Here is a 22,748-nt window from a genome sequence, read left to right as displayed (position 1 = left end):
ACTCGGTGGTGGGTTGTCAGCTGTCGGAGCCGCCGGCCCGCAGCGTGGCGAGGTCGGCCTTGACGGTGTTGATCGGGATGGCGAAGCCGAGGCCGACGCTGCCGGCGTCGGCGGAGGAGGAAGAGTCCGTCGCGGCGGAGTACATCGCGGAGTTGATGCCGATGATGTTGCCGCTGGCGTCGATGAGCGCGCCGCCGGAGTTGCCGGGGTTCAGGGAGGCGTCCGTCTGGAGCGCCTTGTACGTCGTCGTGGACGTACCGGTGTCGCCGTTGAACTGCTGGCCGCCGAACTGGAACGGCCAGCTGCCGTCGCCGCCCTGACTGCCCTGGCCCTGGCCCTGGCTCTGGCTCTCGTCGGTCGAGACGGTCACGTCCCGGCTCAGCGCGGAGACGATGCCGCTGGTGACGGTGCCGGTCAGGCCCTCGGGGGAGCCGATCGCCACGACCGTGTCGCCGACCTTGACGCCGTCGGAGTTGCCGAGGGTCGCCGCCTTCAGGCCGGACGCGTTCTCCAGCTTGATGAGCGCGAGGTCCTTCTTGCTGTCCGTGCCGACGACCTTGGCGGTGTACGACTTCCCGTCGCTCGTCGACACCTTGATCGAGTTGGCGCCGGAGATGACGTGGTTGTTGGTGACGATCTCCCCGCCGCTGGTGATGATCACACCGGAGCCGGTGGACGTCCCGTTGCTGAGCGTGGCGCTGACCTCGACGACGCTCGGGCTGACCGCCGCCGCGATGGTGGCCACGTCACCGGTCTTGCTGGAGGGCACCACGCTGGTGGTGGTGGACGAGGAGACCACCGTGTCCTTGCCGGTCAGCTCCTGGATGCCGTAGGCCGTGCCGCCGCCTATGGCCGCCGCGACGATCGCCACGGCGGCGAGCAGCGCGAACGGGCCGCGGGCGCGCCTCTTCCCGGCGGGCGCGGGCTCGGCGGCCACGGGGGTGAGGAGAGCGGTTCCGCCGCCGTTGCCGCCGTAGCCGCCGTTGTCGGCGCCACCGGCGGCTGCCTGGGTCTGCCACACCGCGGTGGGCTCGACGGCCGGCTGCTGCTGGTGCGCGGACTGCTGCACCGGCTGCTGCTGCACGGGCTGCGCGACCGGCTCGTACGCCGGCGGGGGCGGCCATTCCGGGTTCACCGGGGAGGAGCCCACGGGGGCGGAAGCGTGCTGCTGGGCGCCCTCGTACGGGGCCTGGTACGGGTTCTCGAAGTTCTCGTACTCGCCGCTGCGGCGGATGCTCTCGGTCATGGAAAGAAGCTTCGCGCCTGACCATGAGAGCTCCCTGAGTGCTCCCTGAGAAGCCCGCCAGAACCGCGTATGCCCGATATAAAGAGCGATCCGGAAGTCGTGCGGAGCCTCTCAGACGCGTCTCATACACGGCTCATACAGGCCTGTGAACGACTCGTACAGGCCCGTGAACGGTTACTCGCAGCCGCAGGACCGCCGCACCACCAGCTGCGACGGGAACACCTTCAGCCGCTCGCGCCGCGACCCCGCGACCCGCAGACCGTCGTCCAGGACGAGGTCGACCGCCGCCCGGGCCATCGCGGAGCGGTCCGACGCGATCGTTGTCATGGGCGGGTCGGCGAGGGCCGCTTCCTTGATGTCGTCGAAGCCGATGACCGCCAGCTCGCCGGGCACGTCGATACGCAGCTCGCGCGCCGCGCGCAGCAGACCGATCGCCTGGTCGTCGGTGGAGCAGAAGACGGCCGGCGGCCGGTCCGGGCCCGCCAGCAGTTCCAGGGAGACGCGGTAGGCGTCGTAGCGGTTGTACGGCGCCTCGAAGAGCCGGCCCTCGGTGCTGACGCCGGCCTCGTCCATCGCGCGCCGCCAGCCCTCGACGTGGTCGGAGACCGGGTCGCCGACGGAGGGGGTCTCCGCGGTGCCGCCGACACAGGCCACGTACTCGTAGCCGTGCTCCAGGAGGTGGCGTACGGCGAGCTGGGCGCCGCCCAGGTCGTCGGTGACGACGGCGACGTCGTCGATGGCCTCGGGGCGTTCGTGCAGCAGCACCACCCGGGCGTCCCAGGCGTCGATCTCCGCGGCCGCCAGGTCGTTCAGCGCGTGGCTGACGAGGATGAGCCCCGAGACGCGCATCCCGAGGAACGCGCGCAGATAGTGGACCTCGCGCTCGGCGACGTAGTCGGTGTTGCCGACCAGCACCATCTTTCCGCGCTCGGAGGCGGCCTGCTCGACCGCGTGCGCCATCTCGCCGAAGAAGGGCTGACGGGCGTCCGGGATGATCAGGCCTATGAGGTCGGTGCGCCGTGACGCCATCGCCTGGGCGACCCGGTCGGGCCGGTACCCCAGCTCCTTGATGGCGGCGAGGACACGCTCGCGCGTGGCCGGGGCGACCGGCCGGGGTCCGTTGTTGATGACATAACTGACGACGGCGGTAGAAGTCCCCGCCAGTCGCGCCACATCATCCCGAGTCACCTTGGCCACGCGCGGAGTCTACGCGGATGGACCCGCTCTGGGCAGGGCGTACAGGAGCTTCCCTGTGCGCGAGCAATGCCCTTCCCGAGCGGGTGCCGGGCCTACCGGCGGGTACTACGCCTCCGCCGAGACCTCTTCGGCGTCCAGGGCGGCCGCGTTGTCCGCTTCCTCCGTGTTTGACCGCTCCGACCGGTCCGCCTTGGCCTTCGCTTCCTCGCTCGCACGCTCCCCCTTCTCAGGGGTAACGAATCGATAACCGACGTTCCGGACGGTTCCGATCAGCGACTCGTGCTCGGGGCCGAGCTTGGCGCGCAGACGTCGTACGTGGACGTCGACGGTACGGGTGCCGCCGAAGTAGTCGTAGCCCCAGACCTCCTGGAGCAGCTGTGCGCGGGTGAACACCCGGCCCGGGTGCTGGGCCAGGTACTTCAGGAGCTCGAACTCCTTGAAGGTGAGGTCCAGGACCCGCCCCTTCAGCTTCGCGCTGTAGGTGGCCTCGTCGACCGACAGGTCGCCGTTGCGGATCTCCATCGGGGAGTCGTCGTTGACGATCTGCTGGCGGCCCATGGCCAGCCGCAGCCGGGCCTCGACCTCGGCCGGTCCGGCGGTGTCCAGCAGTACGTCGTCGATGCCCCAGTCGGCGGTGACGGCGGCGAGGCCGCCCTCGGTCACGACCAGGATGAGCGGACAGCCCGGTCCGGTGGAGCGCAGCAGCTGGCAGAGGCTGCGGACCTGGGGCAGATCGCGGCGGCCGTCGATCAGGATGACGTCGGCACCGGGGGTGTCGACGAGGGCGGGGCCTTCGGCCGGGGCCACCCGCACGTTGTGCAGCAGCAGTCCGAGGGCCGGAAGCACCTCCGTCGACGGCTGGAGAGCGTTGGTCAGGAGCAGCAGAGAACTCATACGTCTGGTTCCTCCTCGGTCCCTGCGAGGACATTGCGGCACTGCGGCTTTTGCGGCACTGCTCTGCGATCCCGGGGGGCCGTACACCTGAGGTCACCTGGCGTTTCCCGCCCGGTTCCCATTTCGTATACAACGCTTCCGAAAGCACAAAAGGACCCGGGGGCTACGCTGCCCGAGTCCTCTGTCCAGCAGAATAGCCCACATGAGCAGCGGTCCGGCAGGTCATGTGGCACGTTCCACCGTTCGTCCGTATTCCGAGACGGGCACGCACGCACCATTGCGGACGTTTCTGCCCACCGCCGACGGGATTTCCGTCGATTCCGTATACGAACCGGGTGCGGCCGTATACGACAGCTCCGCGCCATCCACCCGTCACCCGGTGTTCGTCGTCGCCCACGGGTTCACCGGGGACGTGGACCGCCCGCACGTGCGGCGCGTGGCGTCCGCCCTCGCCCGATACGGCGCCGTCGTCACCTTCTCCTTCCGGGGCCACGGCCGCTCCGGCGGACACTCGACGGTCGGCGACCGCGAGGTCCTCGACCTGGCCGCCGTGGTGGAGTGGGCCCGCTCGCTCGGGCACGCGCGCGTGGTGACCGTCGGCTTCTCGATGGGCGGCTCGGTGGTGCTGCGGCACGCGGCGCTGTACGAGGGGACGGTGGACGCCGTCGTCTCCGTGAGCGCCCCCGCCCGCTGGTACTACCGCGGCACGGCCCCGATGCGCCGGCTGCACTGGATGGTCACCCGCCCCGAGGGACGCCTGGTCGGCCGCTACGGCTTCCGCACCCGTATCCACCGCCGGGACTGGGACCCCGTCCCGCTGTCCCCGGTCGAGGCGGTCCCGAAGATCGCGCCGACCCCGCTGCTGATCGTGCACGGCGACCAGGACGGCTACTTCCCCCTCGACCACCCCCGGATGCTGGCCGAGGCCGCCGCCGGCCACGGCGAACTCTGGCTGGAGCACGGCATGGGCCACGCCGAGCACGCGGCCGACGACGGCCTGCTGGCCCGTATCGGGGACTGGGCGGTCGCACGGGCGGGCTAGCCTGACCGTGTACACAGCCGATCGATTGAGGAACCTGATGCCCAAGGTCACGGTGCGCTACTGGGCGGCCGCCAAGGCCGCGGCCGGGGTCGCCGAGGAGCCGCATGACGCGGCCACACTCGCCGAGGCACTCGACGCCGCACGTGCGCGACACCCCGGTGAACTCGTGCGTGTCCTGCAACGATGCTCGTTCCTCGTCGACGGTGACCCCGTGGGCACCCGCGAACATGAGACGGTACGGCTGGCCGACGGCGGCACGGTCGAGGTGCTCCCGCCGTTCGCAGGAGGGTGAGATGACCGACCAGCCGTACGACCATCAGGGCTACGAGGGGCACGAGGGCTACGAGGGGTACGACCCGTACGCCCAGCAGCAGCCCCAGCAGCCCCAGCAGGCGATGCAGCAGGCGTGGCCGGGGCAGCAGGGGTACGAGGACCCGCAGGCCCATCTCCAGGACACGCAGCAGTGGCAGGGCCAGACCTGGGAGACGAGCGTCCAGTCGCCGGTCACCCCGGCCGACCCGGCCCGGACCGCCTATCTGCCCCCGCAGACGGGCGAGGCGCCGATCTACGGCAGCCCGCAGCCCGCGTACGGCAACGCTCCCGCGTACGGCAACGCTCCCGCGTACGACGACGCTCCCGCGTACGACGACGCCCCCGGGTACGGCAACGCCTCCGCGTACGGCAACGCCCCGGCCTACGGCGGCGGCCCCGCGGCGGGCGCGGCCCTGCCGCCGGAGACCCACGCCCAGCCGCAGCACCACGCCCAGCCGCAGAGCCAAGCCCAGCCGCAGCACCACGCCCAGGCGGGGAACTGGCAGGCCCCGGCATCCCAGCAGGCCCCCTACCCGCCCGCGGCGCCCGCCGCCCCCCTTGCTTCCGACCCCGTGCCGGAACCCGCGACCGGAGACACCGGCATGACCTACGGCCCCGCCACCCTGGCCGGCAACGCCCGCGTCACCGACGCCCAGCGGGCCCGCCTCGAGGGGCGTTCGCCGATCATCGAGCCGGGGATGCAGCCCGCCGCGCTCACCGCGCTCCTCGGGCTGCTCCTGTCCGGTACGGCGGCCATCGGCTCGTACGCCCTCCTCGTCCCGCTCGTCGCGCTCCAAGCCGTCACGGCGGCGGGCTGGTTCCGGCTGAACGGCATGTGGCCGGCCCGCCAGGGCATCGCGCTCGCCTTCCTGGGCGCACTGGTGTCGGACGTGGCGCTCCTCGCGGCGGGCCGGGAGAACGCGCCCGCCGCGATCTTCGGCACCCTCGGCGTCTGGGTCCTGCTCTGTCTGGTGCTCCAGCTGCGCTCGCACGCCGACCCCGACGAACGTATGTACGGACTGATGGCGACCGTCGCCTCCTCCGCGCTGGCCATCCTCGCCACCGGGCACCTCGGCGCCGAGCCGGACGCGGTGACGGTCGGCGCGGCCGCGGTGGCGGTGGCCGTCCTGGCCCGGGCGCTGCCGTTGCCCACCCCGGCCTCCGTCGTGGTGGCCCTGCTCGCCGCGGCGGGCGCGGGCATCGCGGTCGGCGGGATGACCGGCCTGGGCGCCAAGGGCGCGCTGCTCGGCGCGGGCGCTGCGGTCTGCGCGCTGGTCGGCCACCGGGTCGCGAGCTACGACTACCCCTCCCGCTTCGTCCACTTCACGGCGGGCGTGGCCCTGCCGCTGGCCGCGGCGGCGCCCGCGGTCTACGTGCTCGGGCGGGCGCTGGCGTAGGGGTAAGGGGTAAAGAGCGGTGATGGTCTGTCACAGGTGATCGACAAATCGCCGGTGCCCCTTCCGCGCGGGGTTACCTTGAACCGTTGTCAATGAACCGTTCAGGTCATCCGGGTGGGGGAACTACCGCATGCGTGCGCTTCGAATACTGCTGGTCGTCGTCGTGGTCCTGGGCGGCCTGTTCGTGCTCGCGGACCGCCTCGCCGTGAACTTCGCTGAGGGCGAGGTGGCCGACAAGCTGAAGGCCAACGAGGGTCTCGCCACCACCCCGGACGTGTCCATCAAGGGCTTCCCGTTCCTCACCCAGGTCGTCGGCGGCTCGCTGGACGACGTCGAGGTCGGCATCAAGGACTACGAGGCGGCGACCGGTACCAACGGTCAGACGATCCGTATCGACGACCTCGCGGCGGACATGAAGGGCGTCGAGTTCTCCGGTGACTACAGCTCCGCCACCGCCTCCAGCGCCACCGGCACCGCGTCCATCACCTACGCCGAGCTGCTGAAGACGGCGAAGTCCGAGCCGACGCAGGTGATGCAGGGCGTCACCGCCAACGTGGTCGGCCTCTCCGACGGCGGCAACGGCAAGATCAAGGTCGCCGTCGAGGCCACCGTGCTCGGCACCAAGCTGCCGCAGCCCGTGTACGTCCTCAGCACGGTCACCGTCGAGGGCGACACCGTCCGCGTGCACGCCGACTCGCTGCCCAGCTTCGGCGGGGTCCAGGCCGCCGAGAGCGAGGTGCGCTCGATCACCGACTTCGAGCAGAAGATCGACGACCTGCCCGGCGGGATCCAGCTCGACAAGGTCCAGGCGGGGACGAACGGTGTGGACATCTCGGTGAAGGGTTCGAACGTCAGGCTGGCCGGGTAGGGCTGACTCCCGGGCCCGCGATGGACGGAGAGTGTCCGACAGGCGAGACGCCGCCGTCCGTACCGTAGGGGTGACGGCGGACACAAGCGCCCGGAAGCCGTGCGACGACGGCCCGGGCGCTTTTCTTGTCCCACTATCCGGACGATCGCATCTCACCATTCGGCATGCTGGTGACATGCCCGCCTGTCCGTCCCTACGATCGTCGACATGATGCAGCGACAGGCGGATCTCACGAAGCGGCGGGCAGTAGACCTGTGCCGCGTCGCCGCCATGCTCTGTCGCACTTTCTGAGCGGAAGCGCCGCCGGCCTTCCGCGCCTCCCGGCGCCCTCACTCGAGGGCATCCGTGCGCCGGCCGCCGGCGAGACCCGGCCGCGCACCCCTCTTTCTTGCACACCCCCGCCGCAACTGCCCCGGAGGAGAACGAGCATGAGCCGCAGTGACGTCCTGGTCGACGCCGACTGGGTCGAGGCCAACCTCGACAACGCCGACATCGCCATCGTCGAGGTCGACGAGGACACGTCCGCGTACGAGAAGAACCACATCCGGAACGCCATCCGGATCGACTGGACCAAGGACCTCCAGGACCCGGTCCGCCGTGACTTCGTCGACCAGGAGGGCTTCGAGAAGCTCCTGTCGGCCAAGGGCATCGCCAACGACACGCTGGTGATCCTCTACGGCGGCAACAACAACTGGTTCGCGTCCTACGCCTACTGGTACTTCAAGCTCTACGGCCACGACAACGTCAAGCTTCTCGACGGTGGCCGCAAGAAGTGGGAACTGGACGCCCGCGAGCTGGTCGAAGAGGTGCCCGAGCGCCCCGAGACCTCCTACCAGGCCAAGCCGCAGAACAAGGCCATCCGCGCCTTCCGCGACGACGTCGTGGCGGCCATCGGCTCGCAGAACCTGGTCGACGTCCGCTCGCCCGACGAGTTCAGCGGCAAGCTGCTCGCTCCCGCGCACCTGCCGCAGGAGCAGTCGCAGCGTCCGGGTCACGTCCCGTCCGCCCGCAACATCCCGTGGTCGAAGAACGCCAACGACGACGGCACCTTCAAGTCGGACGACGAGCTCAAGGAGCTCTACGCCGACGAGCAGGTCGACCTGGCCAAGGACACCATCGCGTACTGCCGCATCGGCGAGCGCTCGGCCCTGACCTGGTTCGTGCTGCACGAGCTGCTGGGCGTGGAGAACGTCAAGAACTACGACGGCTCCTGGACCGAGTACGGCTCCCTCGTCGGCGTCCCGATCGAGCTCGGCGCCAACAAGTAATCCGCCCAAGACCGACCTGAACGACCTCTGGAGAAGCACATGTGTGGAGCGAAGGCCGGCGGCCCGGACGCCTCGACGATCAAGCCCGGTGAGACCACGATCCAGGGTCAGGTGACCCGGGACGGCGAGCCGGTGACGGGCTATGTCCGTCTGCTGGACTCGACCGGCGAGTTCACCGCGGAGGTCCCGACCTCCGCCACCGGACAGTTCCGCTTCTACGCGGCCGAGGGCACCTGGACCGTTCGTGCCCTCGTCCCCGGCGCCACCGCCGACCGCACGGTCGTCGCCCAGCAGGGCGGCCTCGCGGAGGTCGCGATCGCGGTCTGACCCCTCGGACCCCGACACCGCAAGGGCCGTGCCCCGGGTTCACCCCCGGGGCACGGCCCTTCCGGCATACCCGGCCCCGCCCCGATCGGCTGCGGCGGTTCTACCCTGGACTTATGTACGCCCGCCGTAGGCACGTCTACTTCGCCATGATGGGCAGCTGCATCGTGCTGTTCGTTCTGGCCTGGGGAGTCGTGCGTATCTGGTCGATGCCCGTGGCCGTCGGGATGTGTGTGGTGGCCATGGTCATCCCGCCGCTCGCCGCGATGGTCGCCAACCGGCGCGGTCCCGAGGACCGCTGGTGGGACGACCCCTCCGGCGATCCGAAGTCCGACGAGTGGTGGGACGAGCTGGACGGCAAGAAACGCCGCCCCTAGGGCCTGTCCTAGTAGACGAGCGCCTGGACGCCGTCGGCCAGCGCCTCCTGCACGAACACCTGCGCTCCCGCGATCCGTACGCCCTCGATGACGTCCTTCTCCGTGATGTCCCGGCGGGCCGCGCACTGGGTGCACAGGGTGAGGCGGCCACCGGCCAGGATCGCGTCGAGCAGGCCGGGCAGCGGGGCCGCGTGCGGCAGCTCGAACTCGGCGGCCCGGCCCGGCAGCGCGAACCAGGCGGACTCCCCGGTCAGCCACAGCGAGACCTCGACCCCACTGGCCACGGCGACGGCCGCGACCGTGAACGCCTGAGAGCACCGTTCGGGCGCGTCTGCGCCCGCCGTCACCTTGATCACGAGCTTCTTCGCCATGCCTGAATCGTAATCAACTCGGCTACAACTCCTGGAGTTGACCATGGGTCTCCTGTGAGCGCGATACGGAACACGCGCTTCACGCTTCTGAGGGGGATGTTGTGGAAGGTCCTGAAAGGGCCGAAGAGGTAACAGGTGAAATCGGGGTTGTAGAGGCAAAAGTCGAGGCAGATGTCGAGGCAGATGTCGAGGCAGATGTCGAGGCAGACGGGACAGAAGAGGCCGTCGAGGCAGGAGCAGCCGCAGCCGTTGCGGCCGAACCGCCTCTTCCGCGCCCCCGCCGTCGCCGCGGACGTACGACGCTGATGATCGCCGGAGCCGCTGTGCTCGGTGTCGTCGTCGGCGCCTGCGCCGGTTTCCTCGTCCAGGCCGACCGCGAACCGACCGCGCTGCCGCCGCTCTCCCAGCCCGTGCTCGGGCAGGGCAAGGGCGAGGTCGAGCCGCTGTCGGCGGCGCAGGACCGGCGGGTCAAGACGGACGGCGATCTGCGCAAGCTGCTGATCACGCGCCCCAAGGGCGCGAAGGACAGCCTGTTCCCGGTGGGCAGCGACGGCTGGGCCGATCTGGCCACCTACGCGGACCAGTACGAGAAGCCGGGCACCACGTTCAACAACCTCGTCGACGACGAGTTCCGCCGTGCCGCCGAGACCTCGTGGCGGGTGGGCGAGACGTACAACGTCCAGATCGGGCTCGTGCAGTTCCGCCAGGAGAGCAAGGCGGCCGCGTCGGAGTGGGCCGACAACGGCCACTACTGGGCCGAGGACGAGGACGACACCCGCAGTTGGCCCGTCCCGGGCACCGGGGACGGCAACGGGACGGCCTACGTGCACGACACGCCCGACCGGAAGCCGGGCTACCTCCCGCTGTACACGGCCGAGGCGCATGCCTGGCGGGGCGACATCTACGTGGAGATCTACATCAGCGACAGCAAGCCGATCTCCAAGGCGAAGATCATGGACCTGGCCCAGCGGCAGGTGGGAAAGCTGTGAGCGAGAACCCCGAGAGCCCCGAGAACCCCGAGGCCATCGAGGGCGGCGGCGCCGAGCCCGCCGTCGTGAAGCCCGCCCGCAGGGTCCTCCGCCCCGGCCGGATCGCCGCCGTGGCGGGATCCGTGCTGCTGGCCTGCGCGCTCGTCGGCGGCGTCGGCTACACCGTCGTGACCGTCCAGGACGCCGACCGCGACCCCGGCAAGCCGACCTGGAAGTTCCCGCCGGTCGCCCAGGACGACGAGAAGACCAAGCAGGACGGTGCGGCGGCGTCGGGGCTGAGCGCCCTGCTGGTGCCCTACGGCACCGACGGCTTCGAGCTCGGCCCCGACCTCGGTGAGTTCGGCGCGGACGCCGAGTTCAGCGGAGCGCAGGCCACCGCCATGCGCAAGGAGTCCATCAAGGACCTGCCCAGCAAGTCACGCCGGCAGCTGGAGAAGCTGATCGACAAGGAGCGCATCAAGGGCGTGGCGATGCGCAGCTACATCGTCGGCCGGTCGGACTACAACACCACGGACGCGATCACGTTCGACGTCAACTTGTCGCGGATGGAGAACCGCACCGCCGTACGAGAGGCGGCGACGTCCTTCAACGGCTTCCTCGCCGCCACGGACGTCTTCCGCAAGGGCCCGAAGATCGCGGGCAACAAGGACGCCCAGTGCTTCCTGACGCCCAAGGACAAGGACGAGGAGCTGGGCTTCGCGCTCTGCACCGCCTACGTGGGAGACGTGCTGGTCAGCGTCACCGCGGACGCCCCCGGGGTGCTCGACGCGAAGTTCGTCGCCCAGTTCTTCACCGCACAACTCGACCGCATCGACGACCCGGGACAGGCCGTATGACCGAGCAACAGCAGACGCCGGCCACCGCCGAACGGCCCGTCGAGACGGCCGCCGAACCACCCGTCGAACCACTCCCACCCACAGAAACGCCCACCACCCCGGCTGCCCCGGCTGCCCCGGAGGGCCCGGTCGCCCCGCAGGATCGGGTCGCCCCTGAGGCCTCGGCTGCCGCGCAGGAGTCGGCTGCCCCTGAGGGCCAAGCCGACCCGGAGGACCAAGCCGCCCCGCAGGCCCCGGCCGACCCGCAGGATCCGGCAGCCCCTGAGGCTCCGGCCACCGCCCCGCAGGGCCCCGTCGCTCCGAAGGACCGGCGAGTTCTGCGGGCCCTTCTGCGCTGGACCGCCGTCGTCACGGTGTTCGCCGCGCTCGGGGCCGGGACGGCGTACGGGATCACCCGCATGGAGCGCACGGACGTACCCGGTCTCGCCACCGAGTCGGACGGCCGCTGGGCGTACCCGGAGATCACCGGGCCGCCGCTGCCCTCGGGCAGCCCCAGCCCGTTCGACACCAAGAACTGGGCGCAGAGCCACTACGCGGACCTGCGCGCGCTGTTGCTGCCCGCGCCCGAGGGGGCGACGGACGACAAGACGCTGCACGGCGCCGACGGCTGGCTGCCGACGAAGGACTTCCTGACGGTGTTCGAGGCGAAGGAGGGCCGGGACGCCGTCGGCCAACTGCTCACCGACCACGGGCTGCGGCACATCGCGGCCCGTGGCTGGACCACCCCGGACGGCACCAGCACCCGCGTCTACCTGCTCCAGTTCGACACGGGGACGGTGGCCGACAACCTCTACGGCGAGCTCACCACCTACGGCGCTCCCCTGTACGCCGTGCGCGGCGCCACCGAGGCGGAGTTCGACGACAAGTACCCCACCGCCGCCGACTTCGACAGCATGAGCGTCATGCGGTACTCCTACGACGAGGTGAAGCCGTACGGCGCGGAGCAGCTGCGGCAGGCCTACCTCCGCGCGGGTGACGTCGTCGCCCTGGTCCTCCAGTCCCGTAAGGGCACCGCCGCGGCCGTCCCCTTCCAGCAGACCGTCACCCTTCAGAGCCAGCTGCTGGGCTGACCCCCGTGAGGGCGTACCTCACAGGGAGGGCCGGTCCCCGGCCGCGTAAGCTGGGGGCCGGCCCTGTTGTACCTACCCCGAAGCACGCTCATCCGAGGAGCACCCCGTGGAGATCTTCTTCGAAGCCCTGCTGGTCCTGGTCTGCGTCGGCACCCTCGCCTTCGCCGGTCTGACCGTGAAGAAGCTGTACCAGGGCCAGCGCTGACCGACCAAGTCCAGGAACTGTCACTCATGATCGAGATTCCGTCCGACCTCCACAAGGACCTCGTCCCCCTCGCTTTCCTGCTGGGCAGCTGGGCGGGCGCGGGCGTGCACGACTTCCCCGGCTCGGAGAAGTGCAACTTCGGACAGGAGGTCACCTTCGGCCACGACGGCCGGGACTTCCTGGAGTACCACTCCCACACCTGGGTCCTGGACGGCGAGGGCAACAAGGTCCGGCCGCTTGAGTCGGAGTCCGGCTTCTGGCGCGTCGACGCCGACCGCAAGGTCGAGGTGACCATGGTCCGCGACGACGGCGTGGTCGAGATCTGGTACGGCGAGCTCGCCGACAAGAAGCCGCAGATCGACCTCGTCACCGACGCGGTGGCCCGCACGGCCGCCTCCGGCCCCTACACCGGCGGCAAGCGTCTGTACGGCTACGTCAAGAGCGACCTCATGTGGGTCGGCGAGAAGCAGACCCCCGAGGTCGAGCTGCGCCCCTACATGTCGGCGCACCTGAAGAAGGTCGTCACCCCGGAGGACGTCGAACGCTGGGCGAAGGCCCTCCCCGACGACATGCCGGACGACGGGATCGCCTTCTTCAAGTAGTTCTAGACTCTTCGGTGTGGTGAGCACTGAAAGCACTGACTGGAAGAGCGACCTGCGGCAGCGCGGTTACCGGCTGACGCCGCAGCGACAGCTTGTCCTCGAAGCCGTGGACACCCTGGAGCACGCGACCCCCGACGACATCCTCGTGGAAGTGAGGAAGACGGCGTCGGGGGTCAACATTTCCACCGTGTACCGGACCCTGGAGCTCCTGGAGGAGCTGGAGCTGGTCAGCCACGCGCACCTGGGGCACGGGGCGCCGACGTACCACCTGGCGGACCGGCACCACCACATCCACCTCGTCTGCCGGGACTGCGGCAATGTCATCGAGGCGGATGTACAGGTCGCCGCGGAGTTCCGGGACAAGCTGCGCGAGACCTTCGGCTTCGACACGGACATGAAGCACTTCGCGATCTTCGGGCGGTGCAAGGACTGCACGCTCAAGGGTTCAATTACCAAGTCGTAGGCTTGGGCCCATGAAGAGCCCTCTGCTGTCCCTGCCCGGCGCCGTCCCCGCCGAGGGTGTGGACGAAGGCGTCGCCGGTCACTACGGCGACTTGTTCCGCGAGCAGCGCGCCCTCGCCGACGGCACCGGTTTCGTCGATCTCTCGCACCGCGGAGTCGTCACCGTCTCCGGCGAGGACCGGCTGAGCTGGCTGCACCTTCTCCTCACCCAGCACGTCACCGACCTCCGTGTCGGCGAGGCCGCCGAAGCGCTGATCCTCTCCGCGAACGGCCACATCGAACACGCGCTCTACCTGGTGGACGACGGTCTGACGGTCTGGGTGCACGTCGAACCCGGCACCCAGGAGGCGCTGATCGCGTACCTGGAGTCGATGAAGTTCTTCTACCGGGTCGAGGTCGCCGACCGCACCGCCGACGTCGCGGTCGTGCACCTCCCCGCGGGTTCCATCGCCCCCGTCCCGCCGGGTGTCGTCGTCCGGGAGACCGCGTACGGCCGCGATCTCTTCCTTCCCCGCGCCGATCTGGAGGCGTACGCCGGGCAGGCGGGTCCGCCGGTCGGGATCCTCGCCCACGAGGCCCTCCGCGTCGAGCACCACCGCCCGCGTCTCGGCTTCGAGACCGACCATCGCACCATCCCGCACGAGCTCGGCTGGATCGGCACCGCCGTGCACCTCCAGAAGGGCTGCTACCGCGGCCAGGAGACGGTGGCCCGGGTGCAGAACCTCGGCAAGCCGCCCCGCCGCCTCGTCTTCCTGCACCTCGACGGCAGCGAGGTCCACCTGCCGGCCGCCGGTACCGAACTCCGCGTCGCCGACGACGCCCCCGACGGGCGCAAGATCGGCTTCATCACCACGTCCGTACGCCACCACGAGCTCGGCCCGGTGGCCCTGGCCCTGGTGAAGCGGAACGTGCCGGTGGACGCGCCGCTGCTGGCCGGGGCGACCGCGGCAGCTCAGGAAACGGTCGTGGAGCCCTAGGGAATCCTGGGGGACCCTAGATCTCGATCAGTACGGTGAACGGGCCGTCGTTCGTCAGCGACACGCGCATCTGCGCGCCGAACCGGCCCGTCGCCACCGTCGCGCCCAGCTCCCGCAGCCGGGCGACGACCTCGTCGACTAGCGGCTCGGCGACCTCGCCGGGGGCGGCCGCGTTCCAGGTGGGGCGGCGCCCCTTGCGCGCGTCCCCGTACAGCGTGAACTGGCTGATCACCAGCAGCGGGGCGTCGATGTCGCTGCACGACTTCTCGTCGTGCAGCATGCGGACCGACCAGAGTTTGCGGGCGAGCCGATCCGCCTCCACCTTCGTGTCCTCGTGGGTGACCCCGACCAGGACGCACAGTCCCTCGCCGCTGATCTCCCCGACCGTCTCGCCGTCCACGACGACGCTCGCGCCGTCCACCCTCTGCACCACCGCTCGCATGCGGACCATGATGCCGGGTGCCCCGCACCGACCCGTGAGGGGCCCATTTTTGATCCTTAAGCCCCTATCTGGGGCCGTTCGGGGGGACTCGGTAACCCAGCGGTCGGTCGGGGTGGCACGATGCTTCCCACACGCCGGTCGAGGGGACGGTAGAAGGACATGAGCACACCGAGTACCGGGCGGCCTGCGACACATCGGCCGCCGACACAGCGCAGCGACAGCCCCGTGCTGCCCGTGGAACAACCCGAGCACGACCTGACCCGGCTGAGCCTGCCCGAACTGCGCACCCTGCGCCGGGACGCCCAGCGCGACGAGGCCGACCTCAGCTATGTACGACGGCTGCTCCAGGGCCGTATCGACATCCTGCGCGCGGAGCTGGCCCGCCGCTCTCCGACGGGTGCGGCCTCCGTGGTGGAGCGGCTGTCGGAGATCCTCACCGACGCCCCGGCCCGGCACCGCTCCTCGGCCCGCCACGTCACCCTGGGCACCCCGCACAGCGAGGAGTACCGGCGGCTGGCCGCCGACATGCTCGCCGACGTCGAACTCTCCGACCTCGACGCGCGCACCGATCCCGAGCTCCACGACGCGATGGGCTGCCTGGTCCGCTACGAGCAGCAGGTCTCGAGCCGCCGCCAGGGCCTCCAGCGGACGGCCGACGAGTCGGGCGCGGAGATCACGAGGCGGTACCGGGAGGGAGAGGCGCAGGTGGAGGACCTGTTGGTGTGACTGCGGCGAGGTCCCACCGGGGCCGGGGCGGCGAAGGCGGGAAAAATCTTCGCGCCACTCGCCCGCCCCTGCCTACGGTGATCCCATGACCCGCCGAGCCAGCCAGCAGCCGATCGACTTCCGTGCGATCACCGACGCGGAGCTTCCCGACTGGACCCGTGCAGTGAACACGGGCTTTCTGCGCCCGCCCACCGCCCCCGACCAGATGGTCGCCGACCGCCGTATCGCGTTCGCGGACTCCCGTGTCTCCGGCGCCTTCGACGCGGGCCGCTGCGTGGCGACGTTCCGCTCGTTCGACCAGGAGCTCACGGCGGTCGGCGGCGCCCCCGTTCCCGCCGACGCCATCTCCAACGTCACCGTCGCGCCCACGCACCGCCGCCGCGGAATCCTCACCCGGCTGATGGCCGACGACCTGACGGCGGCGAAGGAGCGCGGGGACGTGGTGGCCACCCTGATAGCCGCCGAGTACCGGATCTACGGCCGGTACGGCTTCGGTCCGGCGACCACCATGACCGAGTGGTCGATCGACGTGCCGCGCGCCGGCCTCGACCCCAACCGGTCGGGCCCGCAGGACGACGGCCGGATCGACTTCGCCGACGCCGAGGAGATCCGCCGGATCGGTCCCGAGCTGCATGAGCGGCTGCGTCGGGCCCAGCCGGGCGCGATCGACCGGGACGAGCACTGGTGGGCGGCGCGCACCGGGCAGCTGTGGCTGCACGGCAGTGCGTATGTCGAGCCGTTCTTCGTGGTCTACCGCGCGGCGGACGGGGTGGTGGAGGGCATGGCCTCCTACCGGGCGGACGACGAGTGGAGCGACGCCAAGCAGCCGCTGAACACGGCGACGGTGAACTGGCTGAGCGCGGTGACCCCGGCCGCGGAGCGTGCCCTGTGGCACTACCTCTGTTCCATCGACTGGATCACCCGGGTGAAGACGGGCTGGCGCTCACCGGACGACCTGCTCCCGCTCCATCTGCCGGACCCGCGCGCGGCGCGCATCATCACGCAGGCGGACTGGCTGTGGGTGCGGATCCTGGACGTCGTACGGGCCCTGGAGGCGCGGACGTACGACGCGTCGGGCGCGTTGGTCCTCGAGGTCGTCGACCGATCGGGCCTGGCCGGGGGCCGCTTCCTGCTGGACGCGACCCCCGACGGTGCCTCCTGTACGCCGACCACCCGCGGTGCCGACCTCACCCTGGACGTGGCCGAGCTGGCGACGCTGTGGCTGGGCGACGAGTCCGTGGGGCGGCTGGCGGCGCTGGGCCGGCTCCGGGAAGAACGAGCGGGCGCCGCCCGAGGGGCCGACGCCCTGCTGCGCACGTCCGGGCGGCCTTGGTGCCCGGACATGTTCTGACGGCTCCTTTCTGTGTGGCTGCGTGCCTGTGTGGCTGCGTGCCTGTGGATCTGCGTCTCTGTGTTTCTTTGAATGCGGGTATCCGTAGCTGTTCAGTTGTGGCTGTGCGAGCGATCTGAAGTTGTGGCTGTGCAGGCGATGTTCAGTTGTGGCTGTACGTCGGTGCCGACTGCTCGGGCTCCCGGCTCCCCTCCGGAAGGGAGCCCGACCGGCCAACCGTCTGAAAGTTTGACCATGTTGTTGAAGTTGGCTGCCAACTTCACTGTAACTATGTCCGCTTGGGAGCGTCCTATAACCATCTCTCTTTGAACTGCCCAAAGATGGCGGGAAGTTGTAGTGTGCGGACGTGGAGCCGGAACATGCCTCCGTCAATGGGCGGAGGAGGGCGGTGCGGCCGCAGCGGTCACATCGCGAGGTGGCCGACGAGCTGCGCACCCGGATCAGGACCGGAGTGCTGCGGCCGGGTCAGCGCATGCCGACGCAGGCCAAACTGGCGGACGAGTTCGGCGTCGAGCGGGGTGCCGTACGGCAGGCGCTGCGCATTCTTCAGTCCGAGCAGCTCCTCACCAACGTCTCCAAGGGAAGCCCGGCGACGGTCGCCGCGCGGCCGGGTGCGGTCGGCCTCCCGCTGGGTCACGCGGCGACGCCGCAGCCCTCGATGGTGGCGCTTCCGCCGCGGATCACCGAGGCCTTCGCGGCCGACCACGTCGAGGTCGACGCCCTGTGCCTGACGGCGGTCTCGCTGACGGCCGCGATCGGTGAACCCCTGCGGCAGATCCACGCGGGGCGACTGAAACCGGCCAAGATCGACGTCCGTGTCCTGTTGCCGTCCCGCAACATCGAACTCGCCTTTCCGGTGCCGGTGGACATCGCGGAGACCGGGCGGCTCCAGCGCCGCTGGCTGGCCCACCGCAACGCCCAGGGCCAGGTGCTGCGGCACAACCTGCTCACCCTGCGCTCCACGCACGGCATCGATGTGCACGTCACCTTCCGCGCACTGCCCTTCACCCCGCCCGTCAAGCTGTATCTCCTCAACGGGGCGGAAGCGCTGTTCGCCTACTACACGGTCAAGCGGGGCGAGCAGACGATCGACCACGAGCACCTGGAGATGTACGACGCCGAGGGCACGCGGTCGGTGCTGTTCGCCTTCGAACAGGGCGCCGGACCGCGTGACACGACGTTCGTGGAACAGTCCCACCTGTGGTTCGACGCACTGTGGGAGACGATCAGCTCGGAGCTGGTGCTCACGAGCTGACGGCGGGCCCGGTGGCGAGGAGGGCGAGGATCACGGCGCCGGCGGAGCTGATGACCGGGCTCTTGGCCTTGATGCCGACGCTGAGCAGGAGCAGGCCGAGGGCGCCGGCGGTGCCGTACTTCCACTGGATGGTCTGCTCGACACCGACGACGAAGGCGGCGCAGAGGAGGACGAGGACGGGCATGGTGGTTCCCCCCTTCGGAGACTGGAGTGGGAGGCAAACCTTCCGCCAACTCACTCAAGTTGGTTGCCAACTATGACTATGTTGTCCCCACTTGGTAGCAACTGCTAAACAACTTTCAAACAACTCCCGCCAGATGGATGTAAGTTGTAGCGTTTGGTCGTGACCCAGGAGAACGTGGCAGTGAACGGCAGCAGGCTCTCACCCCGTGAGATCGCCGATGTCCTGCGCGAACGCATCCGCGTCGGGGATCTCAGGGCCGGTGACCGGTTGCCCACCCAGGCCGAGCTCGCCGACGAGTTCGGCGTGGAGCGCGGCGCCGTCCGCCAGGCCCTGCGGGCACTCCAGGACGACGGACTGCTCACCAACGTGAGCAAGGGCAGCCCACCGCGGATCGCGGAGCCGCCGGCGCCGGACCGCGGCGAGCCCCAGCCCACGATGGTGGGCCTGGCCCCGCGGCTGACCGCGGCCTTCGGAGTCCCGCATGTGCGTATAGACGCGGCCTGTCTGACCGCCGAGAGCCTGATCCCGGCCCTGGGGGAGCCCCTGCGGCTGATCCACGCCGGCAGCATCCGGCCCCAGAAGATCGACGTCCGCATCCTGCTGCCGTCCCGGGACATCAGTCTCGCCTTCCCGGTCCCGGTCGAGGGCCGCGGCGACGACGAGGATCCGGTCCACCATCGCTGGCTGTCGATGCGCAACGCGCAGGGCCAGGTGCTGAGTTACAACCTCCGCGCGCTGCGCTCGCACGGCGTGGACGTCAGCATCACCTTCCGCGCGCTGCCGTTCACCCCGCCGGTGAAGCTGTACCTCCTCAACGGGCAGGAAGCGCTGATCGCGTACTACATGGTCGCGCGCACGGAGGAGACCACCGACAGCGGAACCCTCGACATGTACGACGTGCGGGGCACCGAGTCCCTCCTCTTCTCCTTCGAGAAGGCCGCCGGTCAGCGCGACGCCGCGTTCGTGGAGGAATCCCAGAAGTGGTTCGACGCCCTCTGGGAAACCATCACGACGGACCTGACACTCTCCTAGTGACCTCTGATACGACGCAGACTGAACAGGTGGCAGCCGACACAGGGAACGAGACGGGGAACGGGACGGGGAACGGGGCCGAGGATCTGCGGGAGTTGATCACCCGCGCGAGGGTCGTCCTCTGGGACTTCGACGGGCCGATCTGCCGGCTCTTCGCCGGTCACTCGGCGGAGGGGGTGGCCGAGGGTCTCGTGAAGTGGCTCGAGGGGCGGGGTCTGCACGGCCTGCTGACGGACTCCGAGCGGGAGTCGCTGGACCCGCATGTCGTGCTGCGCGCGGTGGACCGCCGGCACCCGGGCAGCGACCTGGTCACGGAGCTGGAGGAACGCCTCACCCAGGAGGAACTGAAGGCCACGGCCACGGCGATGCCCACGGCATGGGCCGACCCCCTGATACGCACACTGGTCGCACTGAAGCTTCGGCTGGCCGTCACCACCAACAACTCCCCCCGGGTGGCGACCACTTACCTGGACGGCCGCGGGCTCACCTCCTGCTTCGCACCACACATCTACGGCCGCACCCAGGAACTGCGCCACCTCAAGCCCCACCCGCACTGTCTGAACCGTGCCCTGCGGGCCATGGGATCGGCGCCCGACACCGCCCTGATGATCGGCGACACCCCCTCCGACTTCCTGGCCGCCAGCGAAGCCGGCGTGCCCTTCCTGGGCTACGCGCGTAACGAGCGCAAGGAGAAGCTGCTCAGGGGAGCGGGCGCCACGACGGTGGTGAACTCACTGGAGACGGTACTGACGGCGGTCAGGCACGTCTGAGCCGATGCCCGTTCAGACCTGTGCCATGAGGACGACGAGCACCACGGCGGCCCCGACGGCGAGGCCGCTGTGCCGAGCTCGGACCCCCACCCCGCCCGGAAGAGCAGCATCAGATCCCCTGCGAACAGCGAGTTCGCCGAAGAGTCGAGGTGCTTGCGCTAGCATGCGCCGCACCGCGCGAGCAACCGCTCCCGGCCATACGTATGAGACGGCGAACAAGCCGGTCTCGAACGGCCTGACGCAGCTGAGTGGCGGACAACCCATTGCGCTCACTCGTCCATGCTCCGGCCGTGCGGTCCCCTTACCGTTTGCCCTACCCATCCCTGCGCGACTACCGGAGTGGCCAGTGCGCGACCCCCTAGTTCCCCAGTGCCGTCCCGGGGAGCGAGCCACTGACGACCAGCACGACGCCGTCTACCGGGCCTTCGTCAGGACCGCGGAGGAGACGGGGAAGGTGTCCAGCGGTCACCACAACCGCAACTACGTGCTGCCGCTGACCGAGCCCGTGGCGCGCCTGCTGGGCCGGGAGGCCGGCACCCCGGTGACCGTGCGGATCCGGCGCCCCGACGCGCTGAAGGTCGTGATCAGGACCTGGCAGGACGAGGCCCTCGTCCTGAAGGCGGTGCAGAGCGAGCTGCCGCAGGTGTCCGAATGCCTGGTGACGCGACCCGCCTTCGCCCTCCACAGCCATGTGGAGGGCGTGCCGCTCTCCTGGGTCTGCGGAAATGGTAAGCCTGTCGACTCCCTGCTGGTCGGGGAGCTGGCCGGGCTGCTGGCGCTGATGACCCGGGTGCGCCCGTCGGCGCTGCCGGCGCTGCCGGCGGTGTGGCCCGCGGACCGCGCCGACAGCCAGGGCTTCCTGCGGACGCTGGCCGGTCTCGCCGACCAGCAGATCCGGCAGGTCAACTGGGGCGAGTTCGGGGGACTGTTCAACACGCTGGGTGTCCCCGACGACGCCCTGATCCGGCTGGCCGAGCGGGTTCCCACCATGGCGCGGCGGCCGTACAGCCTGCTCCACACGGATCTGCACCGGGACAACCTGATCGTGTCGTACGACGGCGATCCGCCCCTCGTCTGCGTCGACTGGGAACTCGCCACCTACGGCGATCCGCTGCACGACCTGGCCACGCACCTGGTGCGCATGCAGTACCCGGCCCACCAGTGGGCCGAGGTGGTCGAGGCCTGGGCGCAGGCCATGCTGGAGCTCCGGCCCGCCGCCACCAACGGCCTGGTCAGGGATCTGGCCCACTACCTGGCCTTCGAGCGGGCGCAGTCCGTCTACCCGGATGTGATGCGCGCCGCGCGGTCGCTGGAGCAGTCGTTCACCCAGAAGAGCCTGGACGAGGCGACGGCGGAGGTGCGCAGGGCGCTGGAGGCGGCCGCCGAGCCGCTCCGGCTGCGGGGCGTGCCGGACCCGGCGGAGATCGAGAAGGCGCTCTACCGCTGGCTGGCCTCGCGCACCGACGGCAACGTCAGCGGCAGGGACTGGATCGGACCGGCCATCACCTGGACGGCGGACCCGCGCGTTCCCCCGCACCCGGAGTTCCCCGCGAGCGCGGTCAGGGAGGCGCTGCTGGCCGAGGGCGCCGCCCCGGCGGGAAACGTCTTCAAGGGGACCGCGCACCTCAACACGGTGGTCCGGGTGAGCGGCCACACCGAACCCGTGGTGGTGCGCCGGCTGCTCTCCCACGTCCAGCGCCGGGAGCCCAGCATCCTCAGCGAGCACGCCGTGCTCCGGGCGATCGAGAAGTCGCGGGTGAAGGTGGAGGCCCCGCGGATCCTGGCCCTGGGCGAGAGCTGCACGAAGGACCCCTTCGCCATCCACACCTATGTCGGACCGCGCCGCGGTGGACCCCCCGAGCATCCGGTGCACGGTCTGCGCCCGCGCGAGGCGGACGCGCTCGTCGACCAGTTGTGCGCGCTGACGAAGGTCGACCACACCCTGGTCGACCCGGCCTCGGGCAGCGAGACCTTCCATGTGTGGCTGCGCGAGCAGCTCGTGGAGCTGGTGCGGACGCTGCCGAAGGAGTCGATGCAGCTGGCCCGGATGCTCGGGCTGCCCCACCACGAGCGGCTGGGGGAGATCCTGTCCCGCCACACACTGACCCCCCGGGCACCGGCCCTCCTGCACGGCGACCTCAACCCGTGGAACCTGGTGCGCGGCGGCCGATACCTGCTGACCATCATCGACTGGGAGATGGCCCTGGTCGGTGACCCGCTCTACGACCTGGTCCGGCACATGCACCTGACACCGACCCGGCCGGAGATCAGGGACCGTATGTTCCGCCGGTGGGAGCGGAACATGCCCCCGGAGTACAGCACGAACTGGCGGCTGGACTGGCCGGTGTACCGCTGGATCGAGATCATCCGGTCGGCCTACGTCGATCTCGACCGGCTGGTGACCAGGACGGGCCTGGACGCCCCCAACGTCCGCCGGGCCGTGGACTCCTACGCCGAGACGCTGGCCGCGGCCACCGCCTCCCTCGGCCTTCCGGCCTCGCGCACCACCAATCCCTATCTCGAACTGGCCCTCACCCGCGGGCGGAGCTGA

At 70.2% G+C, this 22,748-nt stretch carries 26 protein-coding genes; 20 read left to right on the top strand and 6 right to left on the bottom strand.

Features of this window, described 5'->3' with window-relative positions; translation table 11 throughout:
- Positions 1 to 16: 16 nt before the first annotated feature.
- The 3 genes from G9272_RS21275 to G9272_RS21265 form a co-directional block, all read right to left on the bottom strand.
- Positions 17 to 1,246, bottom strand: a complete 1,230-nt coding sequence (locus G9272_RS21275; protein WP_171398064.1) for a S1C family serine protease — start codon at positions 1,244 to 1,246, stop codon at positions 17 to 19.
- Between the two features lie 174 nt (positions 1,247 to 1,420).
- On the bottom strand, positions 1,421 to 2,443 hold the full coding sequence (locus G9272_RS21270; RefSeq protein WP_171398063.1) for a LacI family DNA-binding transcriptional regulator: 1,023 nt from the start codon (positions 2,441 to 2,443) through the stop codon (positions 1,421 to 1,423).
- 105 nt (positions 2,444 to 2,548) lie between these two features.
- Complete coding sequence (locus G9272_RS21265; protein ID WP_171398062.1) at positions 2,549 to 3,337, bottom strand: response regulator transcription factor; 789 nt, start codon at positions 3,335 to 3,337, stop codon at positions 2,549 to 2,551.
- 202 nt (positions 3,338 to 3,539) lie between these two features.
- Between G9272_RS21265 and G9272_RS21260 the strand changes: the two genes are divergently transcribed.
- From G9272_RS21260 to G9272_RS21230, 8 genes are all read left to right on the top strand, one after another.
- The gene (locus G9272_RS21260; protein ID WP_171398061.1) at positions 3,540 to 4,379 is read left to right on the top strand and encodes an alpha/beta hydrolase; all 840 of its coding nucleotides are present in this window, start codon (positions 3,540 to 3,542) and stop codon (positions 4,377 to 4,379) included.
- A 37-nt stretch (positions 4,380 to 4,416) separates the two neighbouring features.
- The gene (locus tag G9272_RS21255; RefSeq protein ID WP_020130366.1) at positions 4,417 to 4,671 is read left to right on the top strand and encodes a MoaD/ThiS family protein; all 255 of its coding nucleotides are present in this window, start codon (positions 4,417 to 4,419) and stop codon (positions 4,669 to 4,671) included.
- A 103-nt stretch (positions 4,672 to 4,774) separates the two neighbouring features.
- Positions 4,775 to 6,088, top strand: a complete 1,314-nt coding sequence (locus tag G9272_RS21250) for a hypothetical protein (protein WP_437184374.1) — start codon at positions 4,775 to 4,777, stop codon at positions 6,086 to 6,088.
- Between the two features lie 130 nt (positions 6,089 to 6,218).
- Positions 6,219 to 6,956, top strand: a complete 738-nt coding sequence (locus tag G9272_RS21245; RefSeq protein ID WP_171398059.1) for an LmeA family phospholipid-binding protein — start codon at positions 6,219 to 6,221, stop codon at positions 6,954 to 6,956.
- A gap of 207 nt (positions 6,957 to 7,163) precedes the next feature.
- On the top strand, positions 7,164 to 7,247 hold the full coding sequence (locus G9272_RS46205) for a putative leader peptide (RefSeq protein WP_351766844.1): 84 nt from the start codon (positions 7,164 to 7,166) through the stop codon (positions 7,245 to 7,247).
- A gap of 137 nt (positions 7,248 to 7,384) precedes the next feature.
- A complete protein-coding gene (locus G9272_RS21240) occupies positions 7,385 to 8,224 on the top strand; it encodes a sulfurtransferase (protein ID WP_171398058.1) in 840 nt (279 codons plus the stop codon).
- A gap of 39 nt (positions 8,225 to 8,263) precedes the next feature.
- A complete protein-coding gene (locus G9272_RS21235) occupies positions 8,264 to 8,551 on the top strand; it encodes a DUF1416 domain-containing protein (protein ID WP_010351646.1) in 288 nt (95 codons plus the stop codon).
- A gap of 113 nt (positions 8,552 to 8,664) precedes the next feature.
- Positions 8,665 to 8,925, top strand: coding sequence for a DUF3099 domain-containing protein (locus G9272_RS21230; protein WP_171398057.1), 261 nt, complete (start codon positions 8,665 to 8,667; stop codon positions 8,923 to 8,925).
- An 8-nt stretch (positions 8,926 to 8,933) separates the two neighbouring features.
- Here the strand turns inward: G9272_RS21230 and G9272_RS21225 are convergent, their stop codons facing one another.
- Complete coding sequence (locus G9272_RS21225) at positions 8,934 to 9,296, bottom strand: DsrE family protein (protein ID WP_171398056.1); 363 nt, start codon at positions 9,294 to 9,296, stop codon at positions 8,934 to 8,936.
- 305 nt (positions 9,297 to 9,601) lie between these two features.
- On the opposite strand from G9272_RS21225, the gene G9272_RS21220 reads away from it, so the two are divergent.
- From G9272_RS21220 to ygfZ, 6 genes are all read left to right on the top strand, one after another.
- Entirely contained in the window at positions 9,602 to 10,285 is a 684-nt protein-coding gene (locus tag G9272_RS21220) for a hypothetical protein (protein WP_171398055.1), read from the top strand.
- Positions 10,282 to 11,121 carry a hypothetical protein gene (locus tag G9272_RS21215; RefSeq protein WP_253267883.1) on the top strand — a complete coding sequence of 280 codons (840 nt, stop codon included), beginning with the start codon at positions 10,282 to 10,284 and terminating at the stop codon, positions 11,119 to 11,121. The genes G9272_RS21220 and G9272_RS21215 overlap by 4 nt, the downstream gene beginning before the upstream one ends.
- Positions 11,118 to 12,191, top strand: coding sequence for a hypothetical protein (locus G9272_RS21210; RefSeq protein ID WP_253267882.1), 1,074 nt, complete (start codon positions 11,118 to 11,120; stop codon positions 12,189 to 12,191). The genes G9272_RS21215 and G9272_RS21210 overlap by 4 nt, the downstream gene beginning before the upstream one ends.
- A 231-nt stretch (positions 12,192 to 12,422) precedes the next feature.
- Entirely contained in the window at positions 12,423 to 12,998 is a 576-nt protein-coding gene (locus G9272_RS21205) for an FABP family protein (protein WP_062645524.1), read from the top strand.
- 16 nt (positions 12,999 to 13,014) lie between these two features.
- Positions 13,015 to 13,461 (top strand): Fur family transcriptional regulator, encoded by a 447-nt coding sequence (locus tag G9272_RS21200; RefSeq protein ID WP_020130354.1) that lies wholly within the window; start codon positions 13,015 to 13,017, stop codon positions 13,459 to 13,461.
- 10 nt (positions 13,462 to 13,471) lie between these two features.
- Positions 13,472 to 14,437 carry a CAF17-like 4Fe-4S cluster assembly/insertion protein YgfZ gene (gene ygfZ / locus G9272_RS21195; protein WP_171398054.1) on the top strand — a complete coding sequence of 322 codons (966 nt, stop codon included), beginning with the start codon at positions 13,472 to 13,474 and terminating at the stop codon, positions 14,435 to 14,437.
- A 16-nt stretch (positions 14,438 to 14,453) separates the two neighbouring features.
- Here the strand turns inward: ygfZ and dtd are convergent, their stop codons facing one another.
- Entirely contained in the window at positions 14,454 to 14,879 is a 426-nt protein-coding gene (gene dtd, locus G9272_RS21190; RefSeq protein WP_171398053.1) for a D-aminoacyl-tRNA deacylase, read from the bottom strand.
- Between the two features lie 159 nt (positions 14,880 to 15,038).
- On the opposite strand from dtd, the gene G9272_RS21185 reads away from it, so the two are divergent.
- The 3 genes from G9272_RS21185 (at position 15,039) to G9272_RS21175 (ending at position 18,211) form a co-directional block, all read left to right on the top strand.
- The gene (locus G9272_RS21185; protein ID WP_171398052.1) at positions 15,039 to 15,605 is read left to right on the top strand and encodes an RsiG family protein; all 567 of its coding nucleotides are present in this window, start codon (positions 15,039 to 15,041) and stop codon (positions 15,603 to 15,605) included.
- A gap of 85 nt (positions 15,606 to 15,690) precedes the next feature.
- The gene (locus G9272_RS21180) at positions 15,691 to 16,956 is read left to right on the top strand and encodes a GNAT family N-acetyltransferase (RefSeq protein WP_171398051.1); all 1,266 of its coding nucleotides are present in this window, start codon (positions 15,691 to 15,693) and stop codon (positions 16,954 to 16,956) included.
- A 346-nt stretch (positions 16,957 to 17,302) separates the two neighbouring features.
- Positions 17,303 to 18,211: a FadR/GntR family transcriptional regulator gene (locus G9272_RS21175; protein WP_171398050.1), complete on the top strand. Its 909-nt coding sequence runs from the start codon at positions 17,303 to 17,305 to the stop codon at positions 18,209 to 18,211.
- On the opposite strand, the gene G9272_RS21170 is transcribed toward G9272_RS21175, so the two are convergent.
- Complete coding sequence (locus G9272_RS21170; RefSeq protein WP_020130348.1) at positions 18,201 to 18,395, bottom strand: hypothetical protein; 195 nt, start codon at positions 18,393 to 18,395, stop codon at positions 18,201 to 18,203. The two genes, G9272_RS21175 and G9272_RS21170, sit on opposite strands and share 11 nt — an antisense overlap.
- A 153-nt stretch (positions 18,396 to 18,548) precedes the next feature.
- Between G9272_RS21170 and G9272_RS21165 the strand changes: the two genes are divergently transcribed.
- From G9272_RS21165 to G9272_RS21155, 3 genes are all read left to right on the top strand, one after another.
- Positions 18,549 to 19,427 (top strand): winged helix-turn-helix domain-containing protein, encoded by an 879-nt coding sequence (locus G9272_RS21165; RefSeq protein WP_171398049.1) that lies wholly within the window; start codon positions 18,549 to 18,551, stop codon positions 19,425 to 19,427.
- Positions 19,428 to 19,456: 29 nt separating this feature from the next.
- Positions 19,457 to 20,197, top strand: coding sequence for an HAD family hydrolase (locus G9272_RS21160; RefSeq protein WP_253267881.1), 741 nt, complete (start codon positions 19,457 to 19,459; stop codon positions 20,195 to 20,197).
- Positions 20,198 to 20,543: 346 nt separating this feature from the next.
- Entirely contained in the window at positions 20,544 to 22,748 is a 2,205-nt protein-coding gene (locus tag G9272_RS21155; RefSeq protein WP_437184289.1) for a phosphotransferase, read from the top strand.

The organism is Streptomyces asoensis, assembly GCF_013085465.1.
GTDB lineage: Bacteria > Actinomycetota > Actinomycetes > Streptomycetales > Streptomycetaceae > Streptomyces > Streptomyces cacaoi_A.
This window is presented reverse-complemented; position numbering and strand designations above follow the sequence as displayed.